Source organism: Parageobacillus thermantarcticus, from assembly GCF_900111865.1.
GTDB classification, from domain to species: domain Bacteria; phylum Bacillota; class Bacilli; order Bacillales; family Anoxybacillaceae; genus Parageobacillus; species Parageobacillus thermantarcticus.
Genome location: NZ_FOJS01000018.1, coordinates 41,068 through 56,632 on the forward strand (window position 1 = coordinate 41,068; position 15,565 = coordinate 56,632).

Genomic DNA, 15,565 nt, shown 5'->3' on the forward strand with positions numbered 1-15,565 from the left:
GAGGTGCTTCGCGATGAAACTTCATGAACTACAACCAGCGCCAGGTTCCCGCAAAGAACGCACTCGCGTCGGTCGCGGTATCGGTTCTGGCAAAGGCAAAACGTCTGGTAGAGGTCAAAAAGGTCAAAATGCTCGTTCTGGCGGAGGTGTACGCCTCGGTTTTGAAGGTGGCCAAACTCCTTTATTCCGTCGCCTTCCAAAACGCGGCTTTACCAACATCAATCGTAAAGAATATGCGATTGTTAACCTTGAAAAATTAAACCGTTTTGAGGACGGAACAGAAGTAACGCCTGAGTTGTTGCTCGAAACTGGTGTAATCAGCAAATTGAAATCAGGTGTGAAAATTTTAGGGAAAGGCCAAATCGAGAAAAAATTAACGGTAAAAGCCCATAAATTCTCTTCATCGGCGAAAGAGGCAATTGAAGCTGCTGGCGGTAAAACTGAGGTGATTTAATGTTTCGGACAATCTCCAACTTTATGCGCGTCGGTGATATAAGGAAAAAAATCATCTTTACTCTTCTTATGCTCATTGTGTTTCGCATTGGTACGTTTATCCCGGTGCCGAATGTAAACGCCGATGTGTTAAAAGTGCAAGATCAAATGAACGCTTTCGGCGTTCTGAACATATTCGGCGGCGGGGCGCTACAAAACTTCTCGATTTTTGCGATGGGCGTCATGCCTTATATTACAGCATCCATCATCGTGCAGCTTTTGCAGATGGATGTTGTCCCTAAATTTACGGAATGGTCGAAGCAAGGCGAGGTTGGACGACGTAAATTAGCTCAGTTTACCCGCTATTTTACGGTCGTTTTAGGGTTTATTCAGGCGCTCGGAATGTCATACGGCTTTAACAACTTAGCGTCAGGAGCGCTCATTAAAAATCCTGGCATACCGACATATTTATTGATTGCGACGGTGTTAACAGCAGGAACCGCATTTTTAATGTGGCTTGGTGAGCAAATTACCGCCAAAGGTGTCGGAAACGGCATTTCCATCATTATTTTTGCCGGAATTGTTTCCGGTATCCCTGCCGTGTTAAACCAAGTTTACGCACAGCAGTTTGAAAACGTCGGCGAAGACTTGTTCTTGCGCATTGTTACGCTTTTGCTTGTCGCGGTAGCGGTGGTTGTCGTTATCGTTGGCGTGATTTATATTCAACAAGCGTTCCGGAAAATTCCGATTCAATACGCCAAACGGCTTGAAGGACGCAGCCCGGTTGGCGGGCACTCCACTCACTTGCCGCTAAAAGTGAATCCGGCGGGAGTGATTCCAGTTATTTTTGCTGTGTCGTTTATTATTGCTCCACCGACAATTGCATCGTTTTTTGGTTCGAATGACGTAACATTGTGGATTCGGAAAACGTTTGATTATACACAACCAGTTGGCATGGTTATTTATGTCGCGCTTATTATTGCGTTTACGTATTTCTACGCTTTTGTCCAAGTCAATCCAGAACAGATGGCGGACAATTTGAAAAAACAAGGTGGCTACATCCCAGGAATACGTCCAGGAAAAAATACGCAAGAATATGTGACAAAAATTCTTTACCGGCTTACGTTTGTCGGTTCGTTATTTTTAGCAGCTGTTGCGATTCTTCCCGTGTTCTTTGTGAAATTCGCTAATTTGCCGCCTTCCGCTCGAATCGGTGGAACAAGTTTGCTCATTGTTGTCGGTGTTGCGCTTGAGACAATGAAACAGCTTGAAAGTCAGCTTGTGAAACGTCATTACAAAGGATTTATTAAATAAAGGGGTTAGGAGCAGTTGCCCCTTACCTCTATAGAGCTGAGGGGGAGCGAGGATGAACTTAGTATTAATGGGATTGCCTGGCGCTGGAAAAGGCACTCAAGCGGAGAAAATCGTTGAAACATATGGGATTCCACATATTTCGACTGGTGATATGTTTCGCGCCGCCATTAAAGAAGGAACGCCGTTAGGTTTGCAAGCAAAAGAGTATATGGACCGCGGCGATCTTGTTCCGGATGAAGTGACGATCGGCATTGTTCGCGAACGTTTAAGCAAAGATGACTGCCGGAAAGGATTTTTGCTCGACGGGTTTCCGCGGACGGTTGCTCAAGCGGAAGCACTGGAAAACATTCTTGCCGAATTAAACCGTTCGATCGACTATGTCATTCATATTCAAGTCGATAAAGATATTTTAATGGAACGTCTAACGGGAAGACGAATTTGCAAAAACTGTGGCGCGACGTACCATCTCGTGTTTAATCCACCAGCACAGCCCGGCGTTTGCGACAAATGCGGCGGCGAGCTGTACCAGCGCGCGGATGACAACGAGGAAACAGTGGCCAATCGCCTTGAAGTGAACGTAAAACAAATGCAGCCATTGCTTGAATTTTACGAAAAGAAAGGGTATTTGCGCCACATTAATGGACAGCAGGACATTGACAAAGTATTTGCGGACATTCGCGAACTTCTTGGAGGCTTACAATAATGATTATTTGCAAAACTCCGCGTGAAATTGAAATCATGCGCGAGGCAGGAAGAATCGTGGCTTTGACTCGCCAAGAACTAGAAAAGCATATTCGCCCGGGAATTACGACAAAAGAATTGGATCAGATCGCCGAAACCGTCATCCGGGAACATGGCGCCATTCCTTCGTTTAAAGGATACAACGGGTTTCCTGGAAGCATTTGCACTTCGGTGAACGAAGAACTTGTTCACGGGATTCCCGGTGACCGGGTGCTAAAGGAAGGCGATATTATTAGCATTGATGTCGGCGCCAAATATAACGGCTATCATGCCGACTCCGCATGGACGTATCCTGTTGGGGAGATTGCGGAAGAAACGAAAAAACTTCTTGAAGTAACGGAAAAATCTTTATATATCGGATTAGAGGAAGCAAAACCAGGCGCCCGTTTGACCAATATTTCTCATGCGATACAAACATATGTGGAATCCCATCATTTTTCGATCGTTCGCGAGTATGTCGGACACGGAATTGGTCAAAACTTACATGAAGATCCGCAAGTACCGCATTATGGTCCGCCAAATAAAGGGCCGCGTTTGAAACCGGGAATGACGCTATGCGTTGAACCGATGGTCAATGCGGGAAGCCGTTATGTCAAAACGCTTGCTGATAATTGGACGGTCGTTACGGTAGACGGAAAAATGTGTGCACATTTTGAGCATACGATCGCTATTACAGAAAACGGCTATGAAATTTTAACAACCCTCTAAATATAATCATGATGAATACTGGTCGTGTAACAATTGGCAATGTCACTTGCCCAACGCTATGTTACTCATTCGAAGGAGGGAGAGCCGCTCGATGGCTAAAGACGATGTAATTGAAGTGGAAGGCACCGTTGTCGAAACTTTGCCAAATGCAATGTTTCGTGTAGAATTAGAAAACGGCCATACGGTATTGGCCCACGTTTCTGGTAAAATTCGCATGCATTTCATTCGGATTTTACCTGGAGATAAAGTTACGGTAGAATTATCTCCGTACGATTTAACTCGCGGTCGAATCACGTATCGCTATAAATAAACGAATACTCCGCATTCATAAGGAGGTAAAGGACATGAAAGTAAGACCATCTGTAAAGCCAATGTGCGAAAAATGTAAAGTTATTCGCAGACGCGGAAAAGTTATGGTAATTTGCGAAAATCCAAAACATAAACAAAGACAAGGGTAATCTTTAAGGAGGTGTATAGTATATGGCACGTATTGCAGGTGTGGATATTCCTCGTGACAAACGTGTAGTCATTTCGCTAACATATATCTATGGAATCGGTAAATCTACTGCGAAAAAAATCTTAGCGGAGGCTGGCGTTTCCGAAGATACGCGCGTTCGTGATTTGACGGAAGAAGAATTAGGAAGAATTCGCGAGATCGTCGGCCGCTTAAAAGTGGAAGGAGATCTTCGCCGCGAAGTATCGCTAAATATTAAACGCTTAATCGAAATCGGATGCTATCGTGGTCTTCGTCATCGTCGCGGCTTGCCAGTTCGCGGTCAAAATACGAAAAACAATGCTCGTACACGCAAAGGCCCACGCCGTACAGTAGCGAACAAGAAAAAATAATTAAGCAAAGGAGGTAATTCCACGAATGGCACGTAAAACAAATACACGCAAACGCCGTGTAAGAAAAAATATTGAGACTGGTATCGCGCATATCCGTTCCACATTCAACAATACGATCGTAACGATTACGGACGTTCACGGTAACACGATCGCTTGGTCAAGTGCTGGAGCATTAGGTTTTAAAGGCTCTCGTAAATCGACGCCGTTTGCAGCACAAATGGCAGCAGAAGCGGCCGCGAAAGCGTCTATGGAACATGGAATGAAAACGGTAGAGGTAAACGTAAAAGGCCCTGGTGCTGGTCGTGAGGCAGCGATTCGCGCGTTGCAAGCAGCTGGATTGGAAATTACAGCGATTAAAGACGTAACTCCTATCCCGCACAATGGATGCCGTCCGCCAAAACGTCGTCGTGTGTAATACCCTGTATAGAATTTGTGTTCTTGTCAATAATGGAATATGATAAGTATCATTTAAGGTACAGGGAAGCATTGCTTAGCCATTCGCACATTTGGGAACTTATTCATGGGGGAATTTCGATTAGGCGTGTATCGTTTGGTCGGGGTTTCGACGTTTTGAAGGAGGGTATAATAACTAATGATTGAAATTGAAAAACCGAGAATCGAAACGGTTGAAATCAGCGAAGATGCCAAATATGGCAAATTCGTCGTCGAACCGCTTGAACGTGGATATGGAACAACTTTGGGTAACTCCTTGCGTCGTATCCTATTATCTTCACTCCCTGGCGCTGCTGTGACATCGGTTCAAATAGATGGCGTGCTGCATGAGTTCTCAACAATTGATGGCGTCGTGGAAGATGTGACAGCGATCATTTTAAATATAAAAAAATTAGCGTTGAAAATTTATTCTGACGAAGAAAAAACGCTGGAAATTGATGCACAGGGCGAAGGAGTTGTGACAGCTGCTGATATTACTCACGACAGCGATGTGGAAATTTTAAACCCAGACCTTCATATTGCTACGTTAGCAGAAGGCGGCCGTTTACGCATGCGAATGACGGCAAAACGAGGGCGTGGGTATGTTCCAGCTGAGGCCAATAAACGAGAAGATCAGCCAATAGGCGTTATCCCTATCGATTCGATTTACACACCTGTTTCACGCGTTGCCTATCAAGTGGAAAATACGCGTGTCGGTCAAGTGACAGACTATGATAAGTTAACGATAGATGTGTGGACAGATGGAAGCATTGGGCCGAAAGAAGCGATTGCTCTCGGCGCAAAGATTTTGACCGAGCACTTAAATATTTTCGTCAGCCTGACAGATGAAGCGCAAAATGCAGAAATCATGGTAGAAAAAGAGGAAGATCAAAAAGAAAAAGTGCTTGAAATGACAATCGAAGAACTTGATCTTTCTGTCCGTTCCTACAACTGTTTAAAACGTGCTGGTATTAACACCGTTCAAGAACTTACGCAAAAAACGGAAGAAGATATGATGAAAGTGCGCAACCTCGGTCGCAAATCTCTTGAAGAAGTGAAAGCAAAACTTGCGGAACTCGGTCTCAGTTTGCGCAAAGATGACTAGTTAACGTTTGTTTAACTAGTATTTTCATGTTACTAGACACATACATGAACGTTGCTGATTCTAATAAAAACAGAAAAAATATTAAAAAGGAGGGACACTTTCATGTCATATAGAAAATTAGGACGTACAAGCGCTCAGCGCAAGGCATTGCTTCGTGATTTAGCAACAGATTTAATCATTAATGAGCGTATTGAAACAACAGAGGCGCGCGCGAAAGAATTGCGCTCTGTTGTCGAAAAAATGATTACGCTTGGCAAACGCGGTGATTTGCACGCACGCCGCCAAGCCGCTGCATTTATCCGCAAAGAAGTAGCCAATAGCGAAACAGGTCAAGACGCGCTGCAAAAGTTATTTAGCGATATTGCGCCGCGTTATCAAGACCGTCAAGGCGGCTACACTCGCATTATGAAACTTGGTCCTCGTCGCGGCGATGGGGCGCCAATGGTGATTATCGAATTAGTGTAAAACGATTCGGTTGACTAACAAGGGCGAGACAGTTTGTTTTGAACTGGATCTATGCCCTTTTTTTATTTTCCCTTTTTGTAGTAGAGTAGAGATGAGAATGTTTAGAGGCAAGGGGAAGAAGGATGGAAGACACCATTTTATCAGTAGAAAAACTATCTTTCCGTTATCCAAATCAATCGGATTACGCGGTACAAAACGTTACCTTTCAAGTGAAGCGCGGGGAATGGCTGGCGATTGTCGGGCATAACGGTTCGGGAAAGTCAACGATCGCCAAGTTGCTTATCGGGTTGTTAAGGCCGGAAAGCGGCGTCATTAAACTATTTCACACGGTTCTCGATGAACGGACGGTTTGGGAGATTCGCCGCCGCGTTGGCATGGTGTTTCAAAATCCCGATAACCAGTTTGTCGGAACGACGGTGGAAGATGACGTCGCTTTTGCTCTCGAAAACAACGGAATTCCTCGCGACGAAATGATAAAAAGAGTGCATGAAGCGCTTCGTCAAGTGCAGATGGAAGAGTTTTTGCATCATGAACCACATCACCTTTCCGGAGGTCAAAAACAGCGCGTTGCGATTGCAGGAATCCTTGCGTTGCGGCCCGATCTCATCATTTTAGATGAGGCAACATCGATGCTTGATCCAAAAGGAAGGCAGGAAGTATTAGATACGGTTCGTAATTTAAACAAAAAACAACGGATCACCGTGTTATCCATCACCCATGATTTAGAGGAAGTCGCCAAAGCCGACCGCGTTATTGTCATGAATAAAGGAGAGATGATGGCAGAAGGAACGCCGAAACAAATTTTTGCGCTAGGAACAAAGCTAGAACGGATTGGTTTAGATTTGCCGTTTGCGGTAAAAATAAGAGACCGGCTAAAGCAGCGCGGCATCCCGCTATCTTCAAGCTACGTTACGATAGAGGAGTTGGTGGAGGAATTATGGACATTATATTTGAAAAGGTAGAACATGTATATAATGCCAACTCACCGTTTGCCCGCCGAGCGTTATACGACGTGGACATCATGATTGAAAGCGGCTCTTATGTGGCCGTTATTGGTCATACTGGCTCAGGGAAATCAACGTTGCTGCAGCATCTAAACGGGTTGCTTCAGCCGACGAGCGGAACCGTGACGGTAGGAAATCAAACGATTACAAATAAAAAACGCCAACGGGACTTAAAACCGCTCCGCAAAAAAGTTGGCATTGTCTTTCAATTTCCGGAACACCAACTGTTTGAGGAAACGGTGGAAAAAGATATATGTTTCGGGCCAATGAATTTCGGCGTTCCTGAGGAAGAAGCAAAAAAGAAGGCGAGGGAGCTGATGAAGCTAGTCGGGCTTCCGGAAGATGTGTTAGCCAAGTCGCCGTTTGATTTAAGCGGCGGGCAAATGCGCCGCGTTGCGATTGCCGGAGTGCTTGCGATGGAACCAGATGTGATTGTGTTAGATGAACCGACGGCCGGCTTAGACCCACGCGGGCGCAAAGAAATTATGGAAATGTTTTACCGCCTTCATCAAGAAAAACAGCTGACGACCGTGTTAGTGACCCATAGCATGGAAGACGCTGCCGCGTATGCCGATTATATGATCGTCATGCATAAAGGGACCGTATGGAAAACGGGAACGCCACAGCAAATTTTTCAAGATAGCGATGCTTTGGCGGAAATTGGGCTCAATGTACCGGAGACAGTGCGTCTAAAAAAAGAATTGGAGAAAAAGTTAGGGATTACCGTGCCGTCTCCATGTTTGACGATCGAAGAAACCGTAGACGCTATTCAAAAATTGTTTTCCAAGGTGAATGCTCATGATGAATAGCATGATTATCGGCAAATATGTACCCGGCGATTCCGTCATTCACCGCATGGACCCGCGTGCGAAGCTACTTGTCATCTTTATATACGTATTTATTGTTTTTCTGGCGAACAACAGCGCCACTTATGCCATTTTATCGGTATTTACGTTTAGTCTTGTAGTGTTATCGCGCATCCCGCTTTCTTTTGTGTTAAAAGGGTTAAAACCGGTTATATGGATTGTCGCGATCACTTTCTTATTGCATGTCTTCATGACAAAAGAAGGAGATGTGCTGTACCAGATCGGCTCATTTTCCATTTATGAAGGCGGTGTCAAACAAGGAGTTTTTATTTCCCTTCGCTTTCTTCTGCTCATTATGATCACGACATTATTAACGTTGACGACGACGCCGATTGAAGTAACGGACGGTGTGGAAAGTTTGCTTGGACCGTTGAAAAAAGTCCATGTTCCCGTTCACGAACTGGCATTGATGATGTCTATTTCCCTTCGTTTTATTCCGACGTTAATGGAAGAGACGGAAAAAATTATCAAGGCGCAAACCGCTCGCGGCGTCGACTTTACAGGGGGACCGTTTTCCGAGCGGATCAAGGCGATCGTCTCCTTGCTCGTTCCATTGTTTATCAGTTCGTTTAAACGTGCCGAAGAATTGGCGACAGCGATGGAAGCGCGCGGTTATCGCGGCGGCGAAGGAAGAACGAAATTTCGCCAGCTTGTATGGAAATGGACGGATACCGCGTTTTTAGCGGCGGTATTAGTATTAGCGGTTGTTTTGTTTGCACTACGTTCATAACAGGGAGGGGGAAAATGAGCAAACGGATTAAATGCACGCTTTCTTATGACGGTACCCATTTTTTCGGTTACCAAATTCAGCCCGGTAAGCGAACGGTGCAAGGCGAGCTGGAACGAGCGCTACAACAAATCCATAAGGGGGAAGCGATTCGCGTTACCGCTTCGGGAAGAACGGATGCGGGCGTTCATGCATACGGACAGGTGATTCATTTCGATACACCTTTATCGCTTTCCCCGGATCAATGGAAAAAAGCGTTAAACGCCTTGCTGCCTGACGATATCGTCATTAAAGATGCACAAGAAGCTACCCCTTCGTTTCATGCGCGTTTTAGCGCCAAGGCGAAAGAATATCGCTATAAAGTGCGCATTGCCCAAGAACGCGACGTATTTTTGCGCAATTATTGCTATTATTTTCCTCACCCGCTGGATATGGAGGCGATGCGACGCGCGTTGCGGCTCATCGAAGGGACACATGATTTTACGAGTTTTTGTTCGGCAAAGACGAATGTCGATGACCGCGTGCGTACGATTTATACAGCGGATATGGCGGTGCGTGATGATTTGTTGGAATTTCGCTTTATTGGCAACGGATTTTTATACAATATGGTGAGGATTATCGTCGGAACGATTTTGGAAGTCGGACAAGGGAAGCGGAGCGTAGACAGCATCTCGAGCGCTTTGGCGGCAAAAGACCGACGGCTTGCCGGGAAAACGGCTCCGCCTCAAGGATTGTATTTGTGGAAAGTATATTATGACAACTAATCCCGGTGTAACATTTTCTTGACATTAATATGTTGAAGAGATATTATATCATATGGTATGTATTTTTCCACGATTAGCCCCGGAAAAATCATCGTGTTGAGATAAATGAGTATGTCACTTTGTTTATTTTTTATTTATAGGAGGGACATTTATGCGCACAACTTACATGGCGAAGCCGAATGAAGTAGAACGTAAATGGTATGTTGTTGACGCTGCTGGCAAAACGTTAGGACGCCTTGCAAGCGAAGTAGCGGCCATTTTGCGCGGCAAGCATAAACCAACATTCACGCCACATGTGGATTGCGGCGATCATGTCATCATTATCAACGCTGAGAAAATCGAACTGACCGGAAAAAAACTGACAAAGAAACTATATTACCGTCATAGCTTGCATCCAGGCGGATTAAAAGTGAGAACGGCATTAGAAATGCGCACAAATTATCCGGAACAAATGCTTGAAAGAGCAATACGCGGAATGCTTCCAAAAGGTCGTTTAGGTCGCCAAATGTTTAAAAAATTGCACGTATACCGTGGAAGCGAACATCCACATCAAGCACAAAAACCAGAAGTTTATGAACTTCGCGGATAATTGATAGAAGGAGGGCATTATTTTGGCACAAGTACAATATTATGGCACAGGTCGTCGTAAAACCTCTGTCGCGCGTGTACGTTTAGTTCCTGGTGACGGACGCATTGTGATTAACAATCGCGACATTCGCGACTATATTCCGTCGGAAGCGTTGATCGAGATTGTAAAACAACCGTTAGTATTAACGGAAACGTTGGGGAATTACGATGTGTTAGTGAACGTCAAAGGCGGCGGATTTTCCGGCCAAGCAGGCGCGATTCGCCACGGGATTGCTCGCGCGTTATTGCAAGTAGATCCAGATTATCGTCCAATATTGAAACGCGCAGGTTTATTAACGCGCGATGCTCGTGTGAAAGAGCGCAAAAAATATGGTCTCAAAGGTGCTCGCCGCGCGCCGCAATTCTCGAAACGTTAATCGTATTTTTCCACAAATCCCAGCCGATATCGGCTGGGATTTTTTCTTTTTCTTTCACGCATGTTTAGGATGAATCGTTAAAAACTACATCCTAAGGAGCGTGAAAGAACATGAATGTCATTACTTCATTTAAAGAAAAGAAACGGGAAAAACAGATGTTGTATGAACGAAAAATGTTGCGTGAGCTGTCCTTTGAAAAGCTGAAAACGCAGGCAATAGAGCATTTTAGTCCGCTTTATCGCATATACCGCGCATTCTCCTCCGTCATTGAAGAAGGATGCATTGATATCGCGATCGAAGCATATTTGCTTGGGGCCAACTACAGCCGGTTTGGCTATTACGGAGAACCGGCGGAAAGCGTAAAACGGCGATGCGTCCAAGAAGAAAAATACTTAATTGACGCATTATTTGATTTTCTTTGTTTTTGGGAAAACTTCGATGACCGATTGGCAAATGAGTCGCTTTATTTGGCGTGTGAACACTATATTGCTTATTGGTGGATGGAAGGGTTTGAAAAAGGAAAAAAGCGGCGCCGCCTTAAACTTCATTGAAAAAGTTCTAATTTTGCCTCTTGTCCCATATAAGATAGAGAAGGGGAAACGCAGGAGGAGAAGCAATGAAAGCAAAATGGTTGGGCGCTCTCATTAGTTCCATTATTGTCGTTGTGATTTTCCAATATATTTTTGCAAATATGACTTCAACGAAATCGTGGAACCTCCCTCTTTCTGGAAGGATCATCGTTTTAGATCCCGGTCATGGCGGGCCGGACGGAGGAGCTGTCGGCGGTGACGTATTGGAAAAAGAGATTGCCTTGAAAGTGGCAGCCAAACTGCGTGACTACTTACAGCAGCAAGGTGCGCTCGTATTGATGACGAGGGAAATGGACAGCGACCTTGCCGATAAAGACACACGCGGCTATAGCCGTCGAAAAGTGGAAGATTTACGAAGACGTGTTGCGTTAATTAATGAATCAGAGGCAGATTTATTTATTAGCATCCACCTTAATGCTATTCCTTCCCCACGTTGGCGTGGAGCGCAAACGTTTTATTACGGTTCGCTTGTAGAAAATGAGCGCCTTGCGAAGTTTATTCAAGCGGAACTGCGACGCAATTTGGAAAACACGAATCGTGTTGCAAAAAGGATTGATACAGTTTATTTGCTGAAGTATGCGAAAAAGCCAGGTGCGCTTGTCGAAGTTGGTTTTCTGTCTAATCCGGAAGAAAGGAAGCTGTTAGCTTCTGATCGTTACCAAACGAAACTGGCCGCATCGGTATACAAAGGCGTATTGCGATATTTTTCCAATGAAAAAAATCCTCCTGAATAAGGTGGATTTCCTTTTTTTTACATAATAGATATACCATGATTATATGTGATATAGTAAAAATATCAAACGCAATATACATACATAAGGATTGGTGATGATCAATGCTAACTGAAAACGATGTTAGAAGATTGCTGGAAAATATGAAAGATCCATTTTTAAACAAAACGTTCAAAGAAACGAATGCGATTCAAGAAATTAAAATTAAAGAAGATAAAAAGCACGTTAGCGTCAAAATCGCATTGGCGAAAACGGGAACGGCCGAGCAGCTTCGCGTCCAAACAACGGTTGTTCAACTATTGAAAGATGCGGGCGCAGCTTCAGTCGGTTTGCGATTTGCGCAGCTTCCTGAAGAAGTAGTGGCAAAATATGAAGGAGAAAAGGCAAAAACGACGTACATTGCGATTGCCAGCGGAAAAGGCGGCGTCGGAAAATCGACGATTTCCGTGAATCTTGCCGTTTCTCTCGCCCGGCTTGGAAAAAAAGTAGGACTTATTGATGCCGATATTTATGGATTTAGCGTTCCCGATATGATGGGCATTGTCGAGCGGCCAAGCGTGCGCGGCGAAAAAATTATTCCGGTTGAGCGGTTTGGCGTAAAAGTCATTTCGATGGGCTTTTTCGTCGAAGATAATGCCCCTGTCATTTGGCGCGGTCCAATGTTAGGGAGAATGTTAAACAACTTTTTCAAAGAAGTTGAATGGGGCGACTTAGATTACTTATTATTAGATTTGCCTCCGGGAACGGGCGACGTTGCGCTCGATGTGCATACAATGTTGCCGTCGTGCAAAGAAATCATTGTTACAACCCCGCATCCGACGGCGGCGTTTGTCGCGGCTCGCGCTGGGGCGATGGCGCTTCGTACGGAGCATGAAATCATTGGCGTCATTGAAAATATGTCGTATTTTGAAAGCAAAAAAACAGGAGAAAGAGAATACGTTTTCGGTAAAGGCGGCGGTGAAAAGCTTGCTAAAGAATTGCAAACAGAGCTTTTAGGACAGCTGCCGCTTCAACAGCCGGATTGGGATGATAACGATTTCGCCCCATCTGTTTATGCGGAAGACCATCCGATTGGCAAAATATATATGGACATTGCGCGGAAAATTATCGAGAAGTGCTAAGGAAGAAGGAGCACACCTCGCAGGAGGTGGCTCCTTTTTCATTTTCTCATTGCTCTTGCTGATTGCCGCTCATTTCTTCTTGTTCTTCGCCTTCATTTTGCTTTTTGGTTGCCTGTTGTATGTTTCCAGCAGATTTTACTAATATATCTTGAATTTTTGCCTGAAATAAAGGGCTATTCAACGTTTCGGTGATGACTTGTTGAAGATGCTGGCGAAATTGTTTGCTTTTAAGAACGTCCACCATTGTTTTTTCCATTTCTGGATTTTTTAAAATATCTATCATCATCCCTTGATATTCAGGGTCTTTCATTAACGCTTTGATCGTTTTTTCTTGCTCTGTTTTCAAACTTTTGGCAAAACTTTCCGCAAACTTTGGATCTTGCATCGCTTTTTCCCAAAATTTTATTCCTTTTTCCGATGTTAACACTTGCTGGAGTGTTTCTTTGACAACAGCTTGCTCGATCACTAATTGCTGTTTCACCTTTTCATCCGCCATAATTTCCTGAATCGCCTTTTTCCCCTCATCTGTTTTCAAAATATCTACGACCATTTTTTTCGTTTGGTCATAATCCGGGGGAGGCGGGCTAATGTCTTGAGGAGCACAAGAGCCAAGGATAAGAAAATAACCAAATAAGAGGAGCAATGCGTTTATTTTCATGTGTGAATAAGCTCCTTTCTGCCAAAATCCTTTATACCCTTAATATGAATTTTCGGTAAAAAAATATGCATTCACCTTATTCCAAGCTGGCTTTTTTTTAAAGCGGTTGGTAAAATTTTAAACGAATCATTTTGAAAAAACGATGGAGGATGAAGCTGTGAACAGCCGGAAGTGGGTGCGTTTATTTTTTACAACGTTAGCTATTGGCGGAATAACGACAGCAATTATAGGAGTTATACTTAACTGGGGCGAATATGTGAAATTGTTTGCGCGACTGGACGTATTGGAAATCGCAGCGGTGTTAATGTGGCACATCGGTGTCGGCTTTATTTTTAGCGTGATTAGCCAAATGGGTTTTTTTGCTTATTTAACAGTTCATCGCTTTGGACTTGGAATGTTTCGGTCTGCTTCTCTTTGGAACTCGGTGCAAATGGTGCTCATTTTGTTTGTCCTTTTCGATTTAGTGTATTTCCGCTATCAAGTATTTGCCGTTAAAGGAGAGTCTATTATCGGCTACATACTAGTCGCTTTATTTATTTTGGTTGTTGGGCTTGCTGTTGCCTATGTAAAAAGCGTGCAAACAAATAAAGGAACGTTTATACCAGCGTTGTTTTTTATGGTCGTCGTAACGGTGATCGAATGGTTTCCAGCCTTGCGCATTAACGATAAAGATTGGCTTTATTTAATGCTATTTCCATTATTAGTTTGTAACGCTTATCAACTTCTTATACTGCATAAATTAACTGGTGTTGCAAAGTCATAATCGGGAGGATGCTCCTCCCTTTCTTTTTTTGCTTAAAAGATAAGATAGCTTCTTTTTTTGGAAACAAAAGGGATTTTGTGTTGTGTATTGAGAATTCATTTGTCTTAGTTTATTTCTTTGCTATTTGCCTCCCCATTAGCGATCAATTGCGAAACGCTAACATTGCGGTAGCCGCTTTTTTTCATCGCTTCAATAATTTTTGGAAGCGCTTTTGCTGTTTGGTTGGCGGAATCTGACGCGTGGAGCAAAACGATATCACCTGCTTCCATGTCATTGACGACATTTTCTACGATAGTCTTTACCCCAGGATTAAGCCAATCTTTTGAGTCGATGCTCCAATGAACGACAGTATAACCTAGCGAATCGGCAATCTTTAATACATTTTTGTTAAAGTTGCCGCTTGGAGGGCGGAGTAATGTGATGTCTTTGATTCCAAGCGTATCAAACACTTTCTTTGCTTGCATAAGGTCTTGACGTATTTTTGAACTTTCTAACTCTGTATAATTAACGAAGTTATACCCCATGCTTCCAATTTCATGCCCGTCTTCTTTAATTCGTTTCACAATATTTGGGTGGCGTTCAGCCCAGGAAGCAGATAAAAAAAATGTTGCGTTTTTTATGCCGTTTTGTTTTAATACGTCAAGAATGTGCAAAGCGTTTTGATCTCCCCAGCTGATGTCAAAAGTTAACGATAACTTTTCTTTGCTTTTTTTCACTTTATAGATCGCTTTTGGACCGGTGGAAAGAGAAAGTGCAGGGTTATCCATTTCTTGGGCATATAAAATAACTGCCGTAAAAAATGCCGATAAAATAACAATAAGCGCTTTTTTCAACGAGCGTCCATTTAATGTATAGAAAAAACTCACGGTTTTTCCCTCCTTTGTCCGAAAGTTTTTCTGTGACCATCTTATGCTTGTCAAGCGGGATGTTATGAAAAATATTTTTTCTGTTTTATCTTTCGGTGATGGTAAAAATGCAGATGGAGTCTTGGAATTTGTATTTGTGTAAAAAGAAAGTGACAAAAAGCAATTCCAATCTTACTGAAGGTAGAGGGGAATTTTACACAACAAAAGTCAATAAAAAGTATTGACAATAAAATTTAATCATGATAAATTTTATTGCGTCGCTAATGATAGCAAAAAATAATGTTGACATCGTGTTAATAAATATGTTAGTATGAAAAAGCCGCAAAAAGGAGAAAATGTTCCTTGAAAACTGAACAAAACGAAGCGTCCACATAGAAAAGCGAAGGCGAGCGTCTAGCGCCGGAGGGAAAATGTTCTTCCGACGAGAC

General features: G+C 43.5%; 22 protein-coding genes. 20 read left to right on the forward strand and 2 right to left on the reverse strand.

What is annotated here, in order from left to right; all coding sequences use genetic code 11:
• The first annotated feature begins 13 nt into the window (after positions 1-13).
• The 19 genes from rplO (at position 14) to BM278_RS10330 (ending at position 12,850) form a co-directional block, all read left to right on the forward strand.
• Positions 14-454: a 50S ribosomal protein L15 gene (gene rplO / locus BM278_RS10240; RefSeq protein ID WP_003247610.1), complete on the forward strand. Its 441-nt coding sequence runs from the start codon at positions 14-16 to the stop codon at positions 452-454.
• The gene (gene secY, locus BM278_RS10245) at positions 454-1,746 is read left to right on the forward strand and encodes a preprotein translocase subunit SecY (protein WP_090949469.1); all 1,293 of its coding nucleotides are present in this window, start codon (positions 454-456) and stop codon (positions 1,744-1,746) included. Before rplO ends, secY begins: the two co-directional genes overlap by 1 nt.
• 52 nt (positions 1,747-1,798) lie before the next feature.
• Positions 1,799-2,449 carry an adenylate kinase gene (locus BM278_RS10250; RefSeq protein ID WP_090949471.1) on the forward strand — a complete coding sequence of 217 codons (651 nt, stop codon included), beginning with the start codon at positions 1,799-1,801 and terminating at the stop codon, positions 2,447-2,449.
• Positions 2,449-3,195 (forward strand): type I methionyl aminopeptidase, encoded by a 747-nt coding sequence (map, locus tag BM278_RS10255; RefSeq protein ID WP_090949473.1) that lies wholly within the window; start codon positions 2,449-2,451, stop codon positions 3,193-3,195. Before BM278_RS10250 ends, map begins: the two co-directional genes overlap by 1 nt.
• A 91-nt stretch (positions 3,196-3,286) precedes the next feature.
• Positions 3,287-3,505, forward strand: a complete 219-nt coding sequence (gene infA, locus BM278_RS10260; RefSeq protein WP_003247618.1) for a translation initiation factor IF-1 — start codon at positions 3,287-3,289, stop codon at positions 3,503-3,505.
• A 34-nt stretch (positions 3,506-3,539) separates the two neighbouring features.
• Positions 3,540-3,653 carry a 50S ribosomal protein L36 gene (rpmJ, locus tag BM278_RS10265; protein ID WP_064550534.1) on the forward strand — a complete coding sequence of 38 codons (114 nt, stop codon included), beginning with the start codon at positions 3,540-3,542 and terminating at the stop codon, positions 3,651-3,653.
• 22 nt (positions 3,654-3,675) lie between these two features.
• Positions 3,676-4,041: a 30S ribosomal protein S13 gene (gene rpsM / locus BM278_RS10270; protein WP_090949475.1), complete on the forward strand. Its 366-nt coding sequence runs from the start codon at positions 3,676-3,678 to the stop codon at positions 4,039-4,041.
• Between the two features lie 25 nt (positions 4,042-4,066).
• Complete coding sequence (rpsK, locus tag BM278_RS10275) at positions 4,067-4,456, forward strand: 30S ribosomal protein S11 (RefSeq protein ID WP_003247621.1); 390 nt, start codon at positions 4,067-4,069, stop codon at positions 4,454-4,456.
• Between the two features lie 177 nt (positions 4,457-4,633).
• Positions 4,634-5,578, forward strand: a complete 945-nt coding sequence (locus BM278_RS10280; RefSeq protein WP_003247622.1) for a DNA-directed RNA polymerase subunit alpha — start codon at positions 4,634-4,636, stop codon at positions 5,576-5,578.
• 102 nt (positions 5,579-5,680) lie between these two features.
• On the forward strand, positions 5,681-6,043 hold the full coding sequence (gene rplQ, locus BM278_RS10285; protein WP_012748904.1) for a 50S ribosomal protein L17: 363 nt from the start codon (positions 5,681-5,683) through the stop codon (positions 6,041-6,043).
• Positions 6,044-6,165: 122 nt separating this feature from the next.
• Entirely contained in the window at positions 6,166-7,005 is an 840-nt protein-coding gene (locus tag BM278_RS10290) for an energy-coupling factor ABC transporter ATP-binding protein (protein ID WP_090949477.1), read from the forward strand.
• Positions 6,981-7,856 (forward strand): energy-coupling factor ABC transporter ATP-binding protein, encoded by an 876-nt coding sequence (locus BM278_RS10295; RefSeq protein ID WP_090949479.1) that lies wholly within the window; start codon positions 6,981-6,983, stop codon positions 7,854-7,856. The genes BM278_RS10290 and BM278_RS10295 overlap by 25 nt, the downstream gene beginning before the upstream one ends.
• On the forward strand, positions 7,846-8,643 hold the full coding sequence (locus tag BM278_RS10300) for an energy-coupling factor transporter transmembrane component T family protein (protein WP_167359619.1): 798 nt from the start codon (positions 7,846-7,848) through the stop codon (positions 8,641-8,643). Before BM278_RS10295 ends, BM278_RS10300 begins: the two co-directional genes overlap by 11 nt.
• 14 nt (positions 8,644-8,657) lie before the next feature.
• A complete protein-coding gene (gene truA, locus BM278_RS10305) occupies positions 8,658-9,404 on the forward strand; it encodes a tRNA pseudouridine(38-40) synthase TruA (RefSeq protein WP_090949481.1) in 747 nt (248 codons plus the stop codon).
• A 151-nt stretch (positions 9,405-9,555) separates the two neighbouring features.
• Positions 9,556-9,993, forward strand: a complete 438-nt coding sequence (gene rplM, locus BM278_RS10310; RefSeq protein ID WP_012748909.1) for a 50S ribosomal protein L13 — start codon at positions 9,556-9,558, stop codon at positions 9,991-9,993.
• A gap of 22 nt (positions 9,994-10,015) precedes the next feature.
• The gene (gene rpsI / locus BM278_RS10315; protein ID WP_064550529.1) at positions 10,016-10,408 is read left to right on the forward strand and encodes a 30S ribosomal protein S9; all 393 of its coding nucleotides are present in this window, start codon (positions 10,016-10,018) and stop codon (positions 10,406-10,408) included.
• Positions 10,409-10,518: 110 nt separating this feature from the next.
• Positions 10,519-10,959: a YbaK family protein gene (locus tag BM278_RS10320; protein ID WP_090949482.1), complete on the forward strand. Its 441-nt coding sequence runs from the start codon at positions 10,519-10,521 to the stop codon at positions 10,957-10,959.
• 65 nt (positions 10,960-11,024) lie between these two features.
• Positions 11,025-11,732, forward strand: coding sequence for an N-acetylmuramoyl-L-alanine amidase CwlD (gene cwlD / locus BM278_RS10325; RefSeq protein ID WP_090949483.1), 708 nt, complete (start codon positions 11,025-11,027; stop codon positions 11,730-11,732).
• Between the two features lie 101 nt (positions 11,733-11,833).
• A complete protein-coding gene (locus tag BM278_RS10330; protein WP_090949485.1) occupies positions 11,834-12,850 on the forward strand; it encodes an Mrp/NBP35 family ATP-binding protein in 1,017 nt (338 codons plus the stop codon).
• 46 nt (positions 12,851-12,896) lie between these two features.
• Here the strand turns inward: BM278_RS10330 and gerD are convergent, their stop codons facing one another.
• Positions 12,897-13,508: a spore germination lipoprotein GerD gene (gene gerD / locus BM278_RS10335; RefSeq protein ID WP_090949486.1), complete on the reverse strand. Its 612-nt coding sequence runs from the start codon at positions 13,506-13,508 to the stop codon at positions 12,897-12,899.
• A 157-nt stretch (positions 13,509-13,665) separates the two neighbouring features.
• Between gerD and BM278_RS10340 the strand changes: the two genes are divergently transcribed.
• Positions 13,666-14,271, forward strand: coding sequence for a KinB-signaling pathway activation protein (locus BM278_RS10340; RefSeq protein ID WP_090949488.1), 606 nt, complete (start codon positions 13,666-13,668; stop codon positions 14,269-14,271).
• Between the two features lie 104 nt (positions 14,272-14,375).
• Here BM278_RS10340 and pdaB read toward each other — a convergent pair whose 3' ends face one another.
• Complete coding sequence (pdaB, locus tag BM278_RS10345; protein WP_090949489.1) at positions 14,376-15,137, reverse strand: polysaccharide deacetylase family sporulation protein PdaB; 762 nt, start codon at positions 15,135-15,137, stop codon at positions 14,376-14,378.
• Between the last annotated feature and the right edge of the window lie 428 nt (positions 15,138-15,565).